Consider the following 14,886-nt stretch of genomic DNA (forward strand, 5'->3'; position numbering starts at 1 on the left):
ATCCGTCCAACTTTTTGGGGTCAGATCACAGATTCAGGCTCTTTTATTTTTTACAAACCCAGCGTCTTTTTCAAAGCCTTATACCCACTCAGGCTTATGCGCACCTGTCCTCCGTTTTTCAGTTTCAGTAACTGGCTTTGCTTGTCATAGAGTTCTATCTGCGATATAAACTCTATATTGACTATGCTGGAACGGTGTACCCTTACAAATTTATCTTGTGGCAACCCGCTTTCGAACGATTTCATGGTTTGCTCTTTCAGGAATTTCCCCTTTGTAGAGTGTATCATTACATAATCGCCTTCGGCCTGTAGGTGTATGATTTCGGATACCAGCACTACATCTATCTTTTGCCCGTTTTTTACGGCAATACGTTCCAGTGTTTCATTATTTTCAGTTTCAATCACAGGCTCTTGTATATTGTCCGGGAGTTCCTTGTCCTCTTTCTCTTCCCCAATCGTTATACCGGCAACCTTTTCCTCCGATGTGTACAATCGTGTAAATATTGTTATTGTAAGACTGTATACGAGTAATGCCAGTACCGTACGTATAGGAACCGTGTGTAACAGGGGTGTCCATTCTTCTTCGGGAAATACCAGGTATAGAATCAGGTACTGGATACAGAGCCAGCAAGCTACAAAGAGAATGGCCAATGCACTGTAATTGATAAGTTGTTGCCTTACCGGAAAAGATGAAATATGACTGTATTGAGCTATATTCCTCAATAATAGGAGCAATCCCGAAAGAACAATTCCCGATATGGCTGAATCAGTAGTCAATACAGATTCTGATACATCCACCAGCGATTTCATACATATGTATAAAATAATGGCCGCTGACAATGCAATGAGAATATGTATGTAAATCAGTTTGCGGTTTTCCATTTCACAGAGTTTTAAGTGAAAGAAGTATTTGATGCAACGTTGTTTAATAGTAACCGGCTATTACTGTTGCAGATACAAAATTAAATAAATGGGCCTGGGACCTTAGCTTCTTATTTCACCACTTCCGAACATGGCACTCCCTTTTATAATAAGGCGTGGCGCACTGCTTTCTGATATTTTATTGCTGATATGATAGCGTTTGTCTTCGAACGAACCAAGAAAGGAACTGCTTTTTAATTCTACAGTCCAGTCGGACGGTGTATATATGACAATACTGCCAAACATCACATTAGCCTCGAGTATACCGGGGTATTCGCTTAGGTTTGCCCTGCGCAAATCTATAATCAGCTCACCAAACATCACATTGGCTTCTCCTCCCTTGAAGTTTTGCGAGAGAACTATTTGTTCAGAGCTTCCGAACATCAGATTTTTATCAACATAGTCAGCACTGTTTTGTTCTGCCGGATTATAATTGTCATTTGTTGATTCATATCTGTATTCTTTACGATGGCCTCTTTTCGAAGAAGGGAATGAGCGGCTTATTACTAAAAGAATACCTCCGGCAATAAGCAGAACCGGCCAATATGTTTTAATATCGACATCGAATCTTACAAAGTGTTCAGGAAATACGCTGCACAAAACAGGATAAATGAAAAAACATCCGATAGCTATGAGAAAGAAAGCTCCGACAAATTGTTTTTTTAATAAGTTCCAAATACCTAATACGATCAGGAGCATCTGCCAGGATATAAGTATCCGTTTATATTCTATAGGTATAATACCAAGATTGAGGAATAGGTATATTCCACCAAAAAGAATAAGAAAAAGAGCAAATCCGATTCCATTTCCCCGGTTTCTCTTAAATAGGTATTTATCTTTAAAATCTCTTTCCATAAGAATAAGTTTTGGGTTTCTGATGTAAAAGTACATTTGTTGAAGTTAACAGGCAATGATAAATCGACAAACAAATACTATTTCCCGATGAGCGAGGAATAAATAACTGCAAATATTATTTCATTTGTTTCACTCGGAATCCATCCTGCAGGCTGTTCCCTCTGGCTTCCACTGTGTTTATATCCTGCATTTTCCATTCTTCGGCAATAGCCGCATCTCCTGTACACGGGAATATGCCAAAGCATGAACCCGTCCTTTGAGTGGTTATATAGATAGTGATACTATCGCTGATTTTATGGGGGATTATTTCGAAGGTCAGGTTATGCGATGTCTTTTCAAACAGGGCCGAATCCTCCATTTTATATTCTGCCGGATAAGGGCGATAAAGCATTACCAAAACATAATCCTTTATATTTCTTTCTTTTAAAGCGTGGTAATACTGACTGCCGGCTTTGGCAAAAGATATGAAAATGAGTATGGTAAAACCTGCAATAATAATGTTTCCCGTTTTTGCTCCCACTCTTTTATTGTCTTTCAGTATCAAGGAAATGGCAAAAAACAGCATGGCGAATATTACTCCCGCGCAAAACCTGAAATCGCGAGCAGTCAAAAGCCAATATATCATATTTATACTTAATACAACGAATATGAAATACATATATGCCGGGGTGTTCCCTTTCTTTCGGATATACCAAAAGCCTGTAATAAAGACAGCGATAACCGACAGGAAGAAATAAGTTGTCCATGACAGGAAAAAAGTAGAGAACGTCAGGTTTTCCAGATAATGGGGTATAGCATAGCCGAAACCTCCGTTGCCGATTTCACTGATGTATTCACGTTGTTTGATAAGGACATATTGCGGCACTTTCCAGTCGAAGGAAAACAAATCTATTTCTCCTAACGGATACACCAGATAGCCTGTAATGATTACATTCCGTATGAGCCAAAGTATGATGACAGCCATAGCACTGAGACACGGAAACAGCATTTCTTTATATTTCTTTTCTTTGACCAGTTGATATATTACATACAAGCTAATCAGGCAGAGCGGAGCGAAGAGTAGTTTATACGTTACCAGACTGATGATGACGAATATATACAACAGCGGCTTTTTTCTCAGATTGTCCGGATATAATATCAGGCTCGATATAAGATAGAAGACGGCCAGATTAGGAATTGTATCGGTAGAAGTATCTGCAATGCCTTCTTTCGAAAAATAAAATAAGAGAAAGTATAAAACGAGCAGAATCAGGCGCTTAATTTCGAATCTGCTACTTATTGTTTCATATAATATCCATATGGCCAGCAATATAGCTAATGCGCTCTGCAAACCATAAACAGGTTGCCCAAACAGGAAACGTAATGTAAATATGGAGCTAAGCAGCAGGTAATTGGAGTTGAATCCCAATCTGTCTTCGAAATTCCCCAATCCGGGAATAACAGCAAAATCTTCATTCCACCGGATATTTTGGTAATGGTAATAATTGGGGTCGAAACTGAGGAAGGACGAATAGAGGCACAGGATGCAGAACGAAAACAAAGCCAGGGCTATAATTAATAACCGGATAATAGAAAGTCCCTGTATCTTTTTTAGAATGCCATTAACCGTTTTTTGTAAGTGCTCTTTCCTGAAAATCCAATATATAATCAATAAACCTAAAAATGTAAATAATACAAATTGATTAGACGGGACAAATAGCGATGATAATGATAAGGGAATCAGAATGGCGCACAATCCGATAAGGAAGCGGTCTGTCAAAGAATAATTTGATTTACTTCGACATAAAGCTTGATATAAGTATGTGAAAAAATCCCCTGTGGAAAACAGGACGAATAAAATAATAAGCCAGGATACGAGTATTGCAATCATTATTTAGCCGGAATCGTTAAGGCCGTGAACCTATTTGTTACTTCGAAAAATAAAAACGGAAGTATATTATAATTTTATTATTTCATAATAGGCAAATATATAAAATATTTATTGATGTATTGTTGGCCGTATAGGGCAAAAAATAGTAAAGATGTTGCTATGCAATACCCGGACACGGGATGTCTGTGCGAGCAGGTGAAATTTTCACCCTTCGGAAGAAGATTTATTAGATGAATTATCGTCTGGGATTTGATTTTCAGGATAATATTCTTTACTCAACCATGTTTTATTGCATTTTGTACACGTAATAACATGGTCAACAAAATCATAGAGTAAATCATGAGTATCTCCTTTATAACAAGGCTCTTTTAGTATTTCATCAGCATTTTCCATAGAATAATAAACCTTTAATAATCTGTACAAAGATACGAAAAATCATAGTGTCTTTGCCTCCTGCTGGTGCGGACATCTTGTCCGTGTCTTACTCATAGAGCAAATTTTTTACTGCGCAAGACACAGACGGGATATTCGCGCGAACTTCAAATTTATCAAAAAAACTTTATCTATATAAGAAACTAATTATTAAACATTAATATTTAAGCCTTATGAAGTATAAAGAAAAAATAGCCACAGAAATTATCCGGATGATAGAACAGGACTTGTACAGCATTTCTGAAATCTGCAAAACATTTAAAATCAGCCGTAAAACATTTTATGAATGGAAAAAGATTAAACCTGATTTTAAAGAAGCGGTAGAAGAAGCCATCGACCACCGCGAAGATGTAATGATAGCCTCGGCTCGGATAGGGCTAAAACAACTGCTCGAAGGTTATGTGCAGAAAAAGGAGAAGATCACTTATGTCCCCGACAAAAACGATCCGGTAAACGATGTGGAGAAATGCCGCATAGTGGAAAAGAAATTCTGCCCACCGAGTATCCGTGCCATAAAGTATGTGCTTGACCGCGAAGAAAGGAAAAAGGATAGAGACCGCTTACTGGCATCGGAGCGCCGTCCGCTGATCATCGAAGTGCAGGACGAGGAAACCAAACGTGAGCTGATGGTCTTGCAAGAGAACGGTTTCCGTCCGGGCGGCTCACTCAATCCGGAGGTAGTTACTGCTGTAGATAGGAAACTGGAAGAAGAACTAAAAGTGAAAAGTGAAGAACGAAAAATTGGAAATGGGCAAGTTGTGGAACAGACTCCTGTCGCTCAACCACCTGCCGTCCCGGTAGAGAAACCCAAGCCGAAGAATCCCTATCCGTTTTTGCCTCCGGGATATACGTCGAGGACGGATTGAGGAAGTTTATAAGAGAAAAACGAAAAATTATACGAGATGCAAACTGTTACCTTTGTTACTTTTTTGGTAAACTGTAGGGGGCAAAAGCCAAAGTTGCCTGTCAAATTGTTTCCCTCTTTGTCATTGGCTCCGCTTTGCTCTGCCGAACGTTGTATCTGAATGCAATGAAGAATCTCGACCCTTCAGACAAGAGATGTTTCACTCCGTTCAACATGACAACCAACGGTCACAGGAGCGTAGCGTATGTAAATAGATAGTGAAAATAACTTTTGACACACCCTCGTTGGTCATTGCGGGTGAAAGATATTTCGCCCCTACAAGAATGCTGAATGTGTTACCTTAATTATTCATTGTTTTCAGTGTTACTTTTGTTACTTTTTGCTATCTATGGTCTTTTCTTTCGGGATTAAGGGCTGTTAATATAGAATGCTCCCTGTAAAAAGAATCTGAAACAATGGGCGGGATTTAAAATATTTTTAACTTTGTAACTGGAATATTGTTATTAAACATACAGAAATAATAAAATAGGTCTGTGACCTAAAAAAACAGATAGAATGTTGACGCTGAAAACCATTAGTGAGAATCCGGAGCTGGTTATTAAAAAACTGGCTAAGAAACATTTCGACGGAAAAGAAATAATAGGAAAAGTGCTGGATATAGACCAGACCAGAAAAAAGACGCAAACAACACTTGATGCAAGCCTCGCCGAATCCAATAGCTTATCCAAACATATCGGGCAACTGATGAAGGAAGGGAAAAAAGCTGAAGCCGAAGCCGCAAAAAACAGGGTGTCGGAATTGAAAGGCGAAAATAAAATACTTGAAGATGCTTTGCGTCAGGCCGAACAGGATTTGCAGGATTTATTGGTACTTATCCCCAATCTTCCCGCCGATGAGGTGCCCGAAGGCCGCACACCTGAAGATAATGTAGTGGAACGTACCGGAGGTGCTATTCCCGAATTGGGGGAAGATGCGCTGCCTCACTGGGATCTGGCGAAGAAGTATGATTTGATAGATTTTGAACTTGGTGTAAAGATATCGGGTGCAGGTTTTCCTGTTTATAAAGGAAAGGGTGCCCGCCTGCAACGTGCATTGATTAATTATTTCCTGGATAAGGCTCGCGAAGCCGGATATCTCGAAGTGCAACCGCCTTATGTCGTGAATGCAACTTCGGGTTACGGTACAGGTAATCTACCGGACAAAGAAGGTCAGATGTATCACGCTACTATAGATGATTTATATTTGATACCGACGGCAGAAGTTCCGGTAACTAATATTTATCGTGATGTAATTTTGGAAGAGAGGGACTTTCCTGTAATGAATACTGCATACTCTGCTTGTTTTCGTCGCGAAGCAGGTTCATATGGAAAAGACGTAAGAGGACTGAACCGTTTACATCAGTTCGATAAGGTAGAGATTGTACGTATCGATAAACCGGAGCATTCCTATCAATCGCTGAAAGAAATGGTGGCTCATGTTCAGTCACTGGTAGAAGAGTTGGGTTTGCCTTGGCGTATTCTTCGTCTGTGTGGCGGAGATATGAGTTTCACTTCAGCTCTTACATTCGACTTCGAAGTATTCTCTGCGGCACAACAACGATGGCTGGAAGTAAGTTCTGTATCTAACTTCGAAAGCTATCAGGCCAACCGTTTGAAATGCCGTTACCGTGACGCCGATAAAAAAATACAGTTGGTGCATACCCTGAACGGAAGTGCTTTAGCCTTGCCGCGTATAGTTGCCGCTTTATTGGAAAATAATCAAACGCCCGAAGGTATTCGTATACCGGACGCATTGGTACCGTATACCGGTTTTGAATTTATTAATTAAAGTGAAAAAGGAACTATTTGAGTCAAGAAACTGTTATTTTAAATAGTTAATGTATTATTTTTGTGCTAATTGTTAAAACTAAGATAATTATAAAAAGTTATGAATAAAAAATTAATTGGAATCGGATTGGCTATTGCCTTTGTTATAGGTTTTGGTTCATGTAAGCCAAAGCAAAGTGCCTATAAATCGGTGTATGAGGCAGCTAAAGAAAGGGACGTGGAAGATAATACAACATCGGCTGCTGTTTCTAAACCGGCAGAAACCACGCCAACATATACTGCAAGTACAAATGAATCGGTAAGAAAAGAAAAAGTTACTCCGGTATATGAAAGTGATGCAGCAGGATTGAAAGCATATAGTGTTGTAGTTGCTGCTATGGCTATGAAACCCGGAGCAGAATCATTGAAAGAAAGATTCGGAAACGATGGTTACAATATTATTCTGGCTCGTAACGAACAAGGTATGTACCGTGTGATTATCGCAAGCTACGATTCTAAAGAACAAGCTGTAGCAAAGAAAAACGAAATTTTAGCAAAATATGCAGAATTGGGTGAGCCTTCTACATTGAAAGCTAAATATGGTATCCCATTCAATGACTGGTGGATACTTCAGAGAGAATACTAATTCAACAGATAAATAGTATAAGGCAGGGGGAGCAATTAATGTTTTCCCTGTTTTTTTGTTATCTTATTCAAAAAAAATTATCTATATGTGAAGGGTTAAGAGAAACCCTTTCAGAACTCCTTAATTTGTTATGTAATTATAAATAATCAAAAGTTTAAAGAAGCGGTTAATCTTACCACGTTAAAAGTGGTCGAGTTTTGTAACTTTCTTTGTATAAGAATATTGTTTCCTTTTGTTTTTTTCTATCTTTGTATATCAAACAGCAATAAAGGTTTACTATTTCATTCGCAAAACACATAGATTTTATGAAAATATCGGTACACACAACTTTACTTTTAGCTTTTATCTTTCTTGCTTTACCATGTAAATCTCAGAAAAATCAGGATAAAAAATATAAAAGTTTTTATCATTCGGTGAATAAAGCACATGGAGAAATGCCGGTGCAAACCAGCCGGGTTGCAGACTCGGATATTATAATCGAAAAAATAACAGTGGCAGAGTTAGATTCTGTGATGAAAAATCTAACAGGTGTAACAGATATCATGCAGGGCGGAAAATCGTTATTGCATCCGGTTGTTACATTGGAATTAGATCCTTATTCTTCTGCTTCTCAGGCTCTGTTTGGCTGTGTTGAAGGTTTGGACAGGATTCCTGAGGTCGGGAAAAGTACTCCTGAGCCGAAAATTCAGAGCTTCCCGATGGTGAAGAAGACCCGTATAATTGCGGCTGTAACTCCTACTTCTACAAAAAAAACAACAGAGACAGAGCGTACAACTATGGTGCCATCGGGTACAACAACTCCGGTAAGAACTGCACCAAAAGCTACTACAGTTGCTCCGAAAACAGAAACAGCAGCACCAGCTTCAAAACCATCGACGTCATTTCGTTCGTTCAATGATTCCGACTGGAAATTGTTTCGTTCTGTGGATGTGAAATTGGTAGATCAGGCAGATAATGGATATATGAAGAAATATGCTATTGTGCTGGGGACTTTCAAGAGCCTTAACAATGCAGAATTCATAAAGCGGACATTTAATGGATTAGGAGAACGCTCCATTGTAGTGAAGAGTAATCAGGGAATATATTATGCCTTGCTAGGTAGTTATGATTCAGAGGCAGATGCTATCCAAAAACTAGAAGAAGTAACAAAAAAATATACAGAAGGAGTTTCAAAGACAAGGCGCATAAGCCGTTTTGGAATACCTCTCGACGATTTGTGGATTTTGATACTTAAATAAGTGAATTAGAATAAATTGAAAGAATGAGGATTAAATTCTTGGGGACAGGGACGTCTACAGGAGTACCTGAAATAGGATGTCGATGCGAGGTGTGTACCTCCGATAATATAAAAGACAGACGCTTACGAGCGTCTGTCTTGGTGAGTATAGATGGCACAAGATTGTTGATTGATTGCGGCCCCGATTTCAGAGAGCAAATTATGTATGAAGAATTTGCTCCTATCGATGGCGTATTACTTACGCATGAGCACTACGACCATGTTGGAGGATTGGATGATTTGCGGCCGTTTTGCAAATTTGCGGATGTTGATATTTACGCCAATGATATTACGTTAGATGCGCTAAGGAAGCGCACTCCTTATTTTTTTCTGGAACATAAGTATCCGGGGGTTCCCGCATTATTATTACATGAAGTAGATAAGGATAGATCTTTCACTATTAAGAATGTGGAAGTGCAGCCCATAGGCGTAATGCATTATAAACTTCCTATTCTGGGTTATCGTATCGGTAAATTTGCATATCTGACAGATGTAAAGTCTATTCCGGAAGAAGAGTATTCCAAATTGGAGGGCTTGGAGGTATTGGTCATAAATGCTTTGCGCCTGGGAGAACATATATCACATCTGAGTCTGTCGCAAGCATTGGAGGAAGTAGAGAAGATAGCACCTAAGAAGGCTTACCTTATCCATATGTCGCATGGTATCGGTTTGCATGATATAGTGCAGCAGACTCTGCCTGAGAATGTGTTCTTGTCCTATGATGGGCTGGAGGTATCTATATCGTGATACGATATTTATAATTCCTCGTCTTTCTTCTTTCTGACGGTCCAGCCGAATCCTCCGATTTTATTGCCCAGTTCGTAATACTGGCCGTGCGAATAAGCTATGGGATTTGCGTCTTCGAGACTGAATTTGCCTGTTGAGCTGTCGATGTATTTCTCGTCTGCTTTCACGTTTACTACGTCGGCAATAAACATATCGTGTGAACCGAGACTGAGTATTTCCTTTACCCGGCACTCTATATTTAACGGTGATTCTTCAATGATTGGGGCCTGTACTACAGAAGCTTTTCCTACAGTCAGTTTCATTTCTTCAAACTTATTGAAGTCTTTCCCTGATTTCACACCGCACCAATCGGTTGCATAAGCCAGTTCTTCGGTGGTGATGTTTATCACAAACTCCATATCACGTTTGATGATATTGTAGGAATGACGTTCGGGGCGAACTGATATATAGCACATTGGCGGATTGGTGCATATAGTTCCCAGCCAACTGAGGGTAATGATATTATACTCATCCGGATGGCTTCCGCAACTAATCATGGCGGCAGGCAAGGGATATATAAGTGTTCCCGGTTTCCAGTCTTGTTTCATTTCAGGATAATCTCGTCTTTCTTTATTTTTACACTGCAATAATGGCATTGCAACTCAATATTCTCTCTGTCGATAACATCAAATTTTGTAGCCATGGGTTCATTGTTGGTAATACATTTGGGGTTGTTACACTTCATTATGCCCTTTATTTTTTGAGGAAGGATAACTCTTTTCTTCTCCACTACAGTATAGTCTTTGATGATGTTTAATACAACATTAGGAGCTATTAAGGCTATCTTGTTAATAACTTCTTCTTCAAAGAATTTGTCGGAAATCTTGATGATACCTTTGGTATTCATCTTTTTGCTTTCCAGATTATTACCTATGGTGATAGGATTGCTTAGCTTTTCTAGTTCAAGTAGTGAGACTACTTTGAAAACTACATTTGAAGGTATATGATCTATTGCCGTACCATTGCAGAGAGCAGCTACTTGTAATTCTTTCCTTTGTTCTTTCATGTCTTTTAAATGCAATTATTCTACATTAATATTCAACGCATCACATATAACGGCTTCGCGGGTGAATACTCCGTTCTTAGCCTGCTCAAAATAATAAGCCTTAGGGCTGTCGTCCACATCCTGTTGTATTTCATTGACACGAGGAAGAGGATGTAATATTCTCAGGTTCTCTTTAGTATCTGCTATCATATCTTTTTTGAGGATATATACATTCTTCACTTTTTCATACTCCATCAGGTCTGTGAAGCGTTCGCGTTGTACACGGGTCATGTAGAGTATGTCTGCATTGTTTATTACTTCGGGAGAGAAGTCTGTGTATTCTTTATATCTGATACCATGCGTATCGCAGAAATTTTTGTATGTCTCAGGTAGTCTTAATTCTTCAGGGGCTACAAAGTTGAATGTAGGATTGAAGTGGGACATCCCGATTATAAGAGAGTGCACGGTACGTCCGTATTTCAAATCTCCGACCACTGTTAGTTCGAGATTCTCCAGAGTTCCCTGTGTTTTAAATATAGAGTAGAGATCGAGCATTGTTTGTGTTGGATGCTGGTTGGCTCCGTCTCCTGCATTAATGATCGGTATAGAAGATACTTCCGATGCGTAGCGTGCAGCCCCTTCCAGATGATGGCGCATAATAATGATATCGGCATAATTATTTACCATGGCAATCGTATCTTTGAGTGTTTCCCCTTTCGAAGAACTGGTAGTTGCTGCATCGGAAAAACCAATGATGCGTCCTCCCAGTCTGTTTACTGCAGTCTCAAAGCTAAGACGTGTACGCGTAGAGGGTTCGAAGAAGAGGGTGGCGCAGACTTTTCCTTCCAGTAATCTTCGGTTAGGATTTTCATCGAACTTTTTAGTCAGGTTGATTATTCTCAGAATATCTTCTTTAGAATAATCAGTAATGGATACCAGGCTTTTGTTGCACATATATTTAATCCGGTTTTAAGGTTGCAGACCTATTTATTACTTTATTAAATTTAACTGCGATAACTAATTCTATCGAGATAATATATCATTAAGAACTTTATTTATATCAAAAAAATCCTCGAAAAAGAGAACTTTTTCGAGGATAAATTATCTATATATTAAAATCGTTATTACAAATAAATAGATTGTCTTCGGGTATAAAATGATGATTTCGCATATATTTTCTCATGACAATCTTTATTATATTATTGTTCAAAGATAGATACTTTTTTTGAGATAATTGGTTTGTTCTATAGAAAAAAAAGAAGCCTCAAAATAGAGGCTTCTGATTATATCTGATTACATTTCAAGATCTATATCGAACAATTCGTGCCAAGGCAACCCTTGTTTATTCAACTGTTCCATAAACGGATCTGGATTAAATTCTTCTACATTGTATACTCCCGGTTTATGCCAAAGGCCTTTCATAAACATGATGGCTCCTATGGTTGCCGGCACACCTGTCGTATAACTCACCCCTTGTGCGCCAGTCTCTTTGTAGGCTGCTTCGTGGGAGCAATTGTTATAGACATAATATGTACGTTCTTTTCCATCTTTAATACCTTTGATACGGCATCCGATAGATGTTTCGCCCGTGTAATTTTCTCCAAGTTCTCCCGGGTCAGGCAATACGGCTTTCAGAAACTGAATAGGGACGATTTCCACCCCGTTATAAATAATAGGATCGATACGTGCCATCCCTATGTTCTGTATAACGCGTAAATGTGTGAGATACTCTTGTCCGAATGTCATCCAGAAACGGGCACGTTTCAGAGTTGGGAAGTTTTTTACGAGTGACTCCAATTCTTCGTGATAGATCACGTATGATTCCTTTGGTCCGATATTTGGGTAATCCAATGGTTTATGTATGGCATGAGGCTCTGTCTCCACCCATTCGCCGTCTTCCCAGTATTTACCTTTCTGGGTAACTTCACGTATATTAATTTCCGGATTGAAGTTCGTTGCAAAAGCTTTTCCATGATCACCTGCGTTACAATCTACGATGTCGAGGTAATGTATCTCGTCGAAATGGTGTTTGGCAGCGTACGCTGTGAATACACTGGTTACTCCGGGGTCGAACCCGCAACCAAGTATTGCTGTTAGTCCGGCTTCTTTAAATCTTTCCTGATAAGCCCATTGCCAGCTGTATTCATATTTAGCTTCTTCTTTCGGCTCATAATTAGCTGTGTCCAGATAATTCACTCCGCATGCAAGACAGGCATCCATAATTGTAAGATCCTGATAAGGCAATGCGACATTGATAACCAGTTCCGGCTTGAAAGAATTAAATAGCCTCTTCAAATCTTCGACATTGTCGGCATCAACCTGTGCTGTCTTTATTTTATTCCCACCTATGGCTTCAGCAATAGCATCACATTTCGATTTTGTACGGCTGGCCAGCATTATTTCGGTGAAGACATCCATATTCTGGGCAACTTTGTGTGCCACAACTGTGCCAACACCTCCGGCTCCGATAATTAAAACTTTTCCCATTTCTTTATTTTAAGACGATTATTTTATAATGAATAAATTCGCTTTACAAAAATACGATTAAAAATGATAAATAGAAAGTATCTGTTTTCAGATTTAAAAACAGGTTTATTTATTATCGAGATATCCTTCCGGATACTTCTTTCGATGCTCGATAAGGTATTGCTCTATATATTTTCCGGCATTTTCATTCAGTGTATCTATATACTCTTTCTTTGTCCTGAATCCATCCTGTAAAGTTTTGCCCCTGAGTTCTATAGTTTCTATACTCTGCATCTTATTTCCTGTATAAGGGTAAAACGGTAAACCTTGCGGATTTGTAGAGGGTAGCTTATCATAAGTAGCGGCATACGGATTTTTTGTAAGGTAGATAGTCGTGCTTCCCATTTTGTACTCATCAAATGTATCTTCTTTAAGATTAGCAGGAAGAAGCATGAGGCCTTTCAATCTATCTGCTTTGTAAGCAGAAATTAAATTCTGTTGCTTTATCCATACACAAAAAAAGAATAATCCCAGTACCATAAGTGGTGTAATAATCCTGGCTGCATTCGTAAATAATACATTTGGCTTTTGTATCACAGATAAGAATATACATATTAAAAGGAATGCGCAACCGAATATATACCCATTCATAAATCTGAAATCGGGAGCTGATATTAACCCGAAAATGATACATGAAACAGATATTCCATATATAAAGTACAAGTTCTTGTTGATACTCTTCTTATGAAATAAGCAGTATAGTATGAAAGCAGGAGAGATGAGCACGATTGCAAATAAGAGGAGGTTTATGCAGAGGCCGCCAAAGATAACGATATTGCCTCTCAGTCCTACATCAAATACCATCCCTATTGTCTCTATATCAAAGACATATTTTGCCCACTCATATATATGGATCTTCTGTAGAACAAGTGCGGTTTGGGGCATCTTCCAGTCAAAATTGAATAAATCGATCTGATATACCGGAAAAACGAGATACCCTGTTATTATTACATTCCTTATACACCAGAATGATATTATCAGGAAAGAGGCTGTAAGAAGAAATGTTATTGTACGGTTTTTATGCTGCTTGATCAATCCCAAAAGTATGATAAGGCATACCAGACAAAATATAGCTGACGATAATTTATATGTGATAAGTGTAATTGGCAGTATAAAGGCAAGCAAAGGCTTTTCGTTTAACCATCCGGGATTCATAGACGTTTTCGCTATATAATAGAATATGCAGAGAAACGGGATAATGTCGGTACTGGTATCTGATAACATATATCCATCTATTGGAACTATAGAAAGGAATAATATTAATAATATGAGGTATTTCAGATTACCTTTCGATACGGATATGTTAAACAGTATCCAACATAGCATGAGCGCATATAATAAGGACTGCACCGTATAGACAGCTTCTCCAAAAATGAAACGAAAGGAGAAAATGGCAGATAATAGCAAATAATTCGAATTGAATCCGAATCTGTCTTCCAGATTTCCCAGGCCGGGAACAACACTGTATTCTTCATTCCACCTTATATTTTGTTGATGATAAAGAATGAAGTCGAAGAAGCCTGATGGGAAAAGTATGTATATCAGGATAGCTACAAAGACTATGACGAATAGTATTTTGTGTCCGGGTTTAAGGCTCTCTACCATGTTCGTAAAGGTAATAACGTATGATTTGAGCCTATTACGTTGAATCAGCCAGTATATAATGGTGTTAATGCCATAAACGAACAGTATATAATGATTGGACGGTAACCAGATCGAAGTGAAGGATAATACAGCAGAAACAAAGCAAATACCCAGAATGAAAACGTCCGGAAAGCCATAACGTTCATCAGTCCGGCATATCTTATTATACAGGAAGATTAGTATATCTCCTGCTGAAAATAAAATATAGAATATTATAATCCACGATAGTAAGACTGCAAGCATTATATCATCTTATTAATCACTCATGTAAAATAT

Annotated in this window: 14 protein-coding genes; 5 read left to right on the top strand and 9 right to left on the bottom strand. The window is 38.6% G+C overall.

From position 1 onward, the window contains the following. Nucleotides 1-50 precede the first annotated feature (50 nt). The 4 genes from QZL88_RS16975 to QZL88_RS16990 all read right to left on the bottom strand — a co-directional run bounded on the left by QZL88_RS16975 (nucleotide 51) and on the right by QZL88_RS16990 (nucleotide 4,038). Nucleotides 51-881: a LytTR family DNA-binding domain-containing protein gene (locus QZL88_RS16975; protein WP_296943066.1), complete on the bottom strand. Its 831-nt coding sequence runs from the start codon at nucleotides 879-881 to the stop codon at nucleotides 51-53. Nucleotides 882-983: 102 nt separating this feature from the next. Then, complete coding sequence (locus tag QZL88_RS16980) at nucleotides 984-1,775, bottom strand: LiaF domain-containing protein (protein WP_296943068.1); 792 nt, start codon at nucleotides 1,773-1,775, stop codon at nucleotides 984-986. A 115-nt stretch (nucleotides 1,776-1,890) separates the two neighbouring features. After that, nucleotides 1,891-3,534 (bottom strand): hypothetical protein, encoded by a 1,644-nt coding sequence (locus tag QZL88_RS16985; RefSeq protein WP_296943070.1) that lies wholly within the window; start codon nucleotides 3,532-3,534, stop codon nucleotides 1,891-1,893. A gap of 315 nt (nucleotides 3,535-3,849) precedes the next feature. Continuing rightward, entirely contained in the window at nucleotides 3,850-4,038 is a 189-nt protein-coding gene (locus QZL88_RS16990; protein ID WP_296943072.1) for a hypothetical protein, read from the bottom strand. Nucleotides 4,039-4,250: 212 nt separating this feature from the next. On the opposite strand from QZL88_RS16990, the gene QZL88_RS16995 reads away from it, so the two are divergent. The 5 genes from QZL88_RS16995 to QZL88_RS17015 all read left to right on the top strand — a co-directional run bounded on the left by QZL88_RS16995 (nucleotide 4,251) and on the right by QZL88_RS17015 (nucleotide 9,416). After that, nucleotides 4,251-4,943 (top strand): helix-turn-helix domain-containing protein, encoded by a 693-nt coding sequence (locus QZL88_RS16995; RefSeq protein ID WP_296943074.1) that lies wholly within the window; start codon nucleotides 4,251-4,253, stop codon nucleotides 4,941-4,943. 554 nt (nucleotides 4,944-5,497) lie between these two features. Beyond that, the gene (gene serS, locus QZL88_RS17000) at nucleotides 5,498-6,769 is read left to right on the top strand and encodes a serine--tRNA ligase (protein WP_296943076.1); all 1,272 of its coding nucleotides are present in this window, start codon (nucleotides 5,498-5,500) and stop codon (nucleotides 6,767-6,769) included. 99 nt (nucleotides 6,770-6,868) lie between these two features. Continuing rightward, complete coding sequence (locus tag QZL88_RS17005) at nucleotides 6,869-7,393, top strand: SPOR domain-containing protein (RefSeq protein WP_006799694.1); 525 nt, start codon at nucleotides 6,869-6,871, stop codon at nucleotides 7,391-7,393. 305 nt (nucleotides 7,394-7,698) lie between these two features. Further along, complete coding sequence (locus tag QZL88_RS17010; RefSeq protein ID WP_296943079.1) at nucleotides 7,699-8,631, top strand: SPOR domain-containing protein; 933 nt, start codon at nucleotides 7,699-7,701, stop codon at nucleotides 8,629-8,631. Nucleotides 8,632-8,654: 23 nt separating this feature from the next. Next, the gene (locus tag QZL88_RS17015) at nucleotides 8,655-9,416 is read left to right on the top strand and encodes an MBL fold metallo-hydrolase (RefSeq protein WP_296943081.1); all 762 of its coding nucleotides are present in this window, start codon (nucleotides 8,655-8,657) and stop codon (nucleotides 9,414-9,416) included. Nucleotides 9,417-9,424: 8 nt separating this feature from the next. Here the strand turns inward: QZL88_RS17015 and QZL88_RS17020 are convergent, their stop codons facing one another. The 5 genes from QZL88_RS17020 to QZL88_RS17040 all read right to left on the bottom strand — a co-directional run bounded on the left by QZL88_RS17020 (nucleotide 9,425) and on the right by QZL88_RS17040 (nucleotide 14,853). Then, on the bottom strand, nucleotides 9,425-10,003 hold the full coding sequence (locus tag QZL88_RS17020; protein WP_296943083.1) for a flavin reductase family protein: 579 nt from the start codon (nucleotides 10,001-10,003) through the stop codon (nucleotides 9,425-9,427). Beyond that, nucleotides 10,000-10,461 carry an aspartate carbamoyltransferase regulatory subunit gene (gene pyrI, locus QZL88_RS17025; RefSeq protein WP_296943085.1) on the bottom strand — a complete coding sequence of 154 codons (462 nt, stop codon included), beginning with the start codon at nucleotides 10,459-10,461 and terminating at the stop codon, nucleotides 10,000-10,002. Before pyrI ends, QZL88_RS17020 begins: the two co-directional genes overlap by 4 nt. Before the next feature lie 15 nt (nucleotides 10,462-10,476). Next, complete coding sequence (gene pyrB, locus QZL88_RS17030) at nucleotides 10,477-11,394, bottom strand: aspartate carbamoyltransferase (RefSeq protein ID WP_296943088.1); 918 nt, start codon at nucleotides 11,392-11,394, stop codon at nucleotides 10,477-10,479. Between the two features lie 339 nt (nucleotides 11,395-11,733). After that, nucleotides 11,734-12,927 carry a saccharopine dehydrogenase family protein gene (locus QZL88_RS17035; RefSeq protein ID WP_296943090.1) on the bottom strand — a complete coding sequence of 398 codons (1,194 nt, stop codon included), beginning with the start codon at nucleotides 12,925-12,927 and terminating at the stop codon, nucleotides 11,734-11,736. 105 nt (nucleotides 12,928-13,032) lie between these two features. Next, the gene (locus tag QZL88_RS17040; RefSeq protein ID WP_296943092.1) at nucleotides 13,033-14,853 is read right to left on the bottom strand and encodes a hypothetical protein; all 1,821 of its coding nucleotides are present in this window, start codon (nucleotides 14,851-14,853) and stop codon (nucleotides 13,033-13,035) included. Between the last annotated feature and the right edge of the window lie 33 nt (nucleotides 14,854-14,886).

It is taken from the genome of uncultured Dysgonomonas sp., assembly GCF_900079725.1.
In the GTDB taxonomy this organism is placed as follows: Bacteria; Bacteroidota; Bacteroidia; order Bacteroidales; family Dysgonomonadaceae; genus Dysgonomonas.

What these genes read in the sequence shown, in the direction of transcription:
- serS (WP_296943076.1), top strand. Translation starts at nt 5,498, where the DNA reads ATGTTGACGCTGAAAACCATTAGTGAGAATCCGGAGCTGGTTATTAAA.
- QZL88_RS16975 (WP_296943066.1), bottom strand. Translation starts at nt 881, where the DNA reads ATGGAAAACCGCAAACTGATTTACATACATATTCTCATTGCATTGTCA.
- QZL88_RS17010 (WP_296943079.1), top strand. Translation starts at nt 7,699, where the DNA reads ATGAAAATATCGGTACACACAACTTTACTTTTAGCTTTTATCTTTCTT.
- pyrB (WP_296943088.1), bottom strand. Translation starts at nt 11,394, where the DNA reads ATGTGCAACAAAAGCCTGGTATCCATTACTGATTATTCTAAAGAAGAT.
- QZL88_RS16995 (WP_296943074.1), top strand. Translation starts at nt 4,251, where the DNA reads ATGAAGTATAAAGAAAAAATAGCCACAGAAATTATCCGGATGATAGAA.
- QZL88_RS17005 (WP_006799694.1), top strand. Translation starts at nt 6,869, where the DNA reads ATGAATAAAAAATTAATTGGAATCGGATTGGCTATTGCCTTTGTTATA.
- QZL88_RS17035 (WP_296943090.1), bottom strand. Translation starts at nt 12,927, where the DNA reads ATGGGAAAAGTTTTAATTATCGGAGCCGGAGGTGTTGGCACAGTTGTG.
- pyrI (WP_296943085.1), bottom strand. Translation starts at nt 10,461, where the DNA reads ATGAAAGAACAAAGGAAAGAATTACAAGTAGCTGCTCTCTGCAATGGT.
- QZL88_RS16980 (WP_296943068.1), bottom strand. Translation starts at nt 1,775, where the DNA reads ATGGAAAGAGATTTTAAAGATAAATACCTATTTAAGAGAAACCGGGGA.
- QZL88_RS16990 (WP_296943072.1), bottom strand. Translation starts at nt 4,038, where the DNA reads ATGGAAAATGCTGATGAAATACTAAAAGAGCCTTGTTATAAAGGAGAT.
- QZL88_RS17040 (WP_296943092.1), bottom strand. Translation starts at nt 14,853, where the DNA reads ATGCTTGCAGTCTTACTATCGTGGATTATAATATTCTATATTTTATTT.
- QZL88_RS17015 (WP_296943081.1), top strand. Translation starts at nt 8,655, where the DNA reads ATGAGGATTAAATTCTTGGGGACAGGGACGTCTACAGGAGTACCTGAA.
- QZL88_RS17020 (WP_296943083.1), bottom strand. Translation starts at nt 10,003, where the DNA reads ATGAAACAAGACTGGAAACCGGGAACACTTATATATCCCTTGCCTGCC.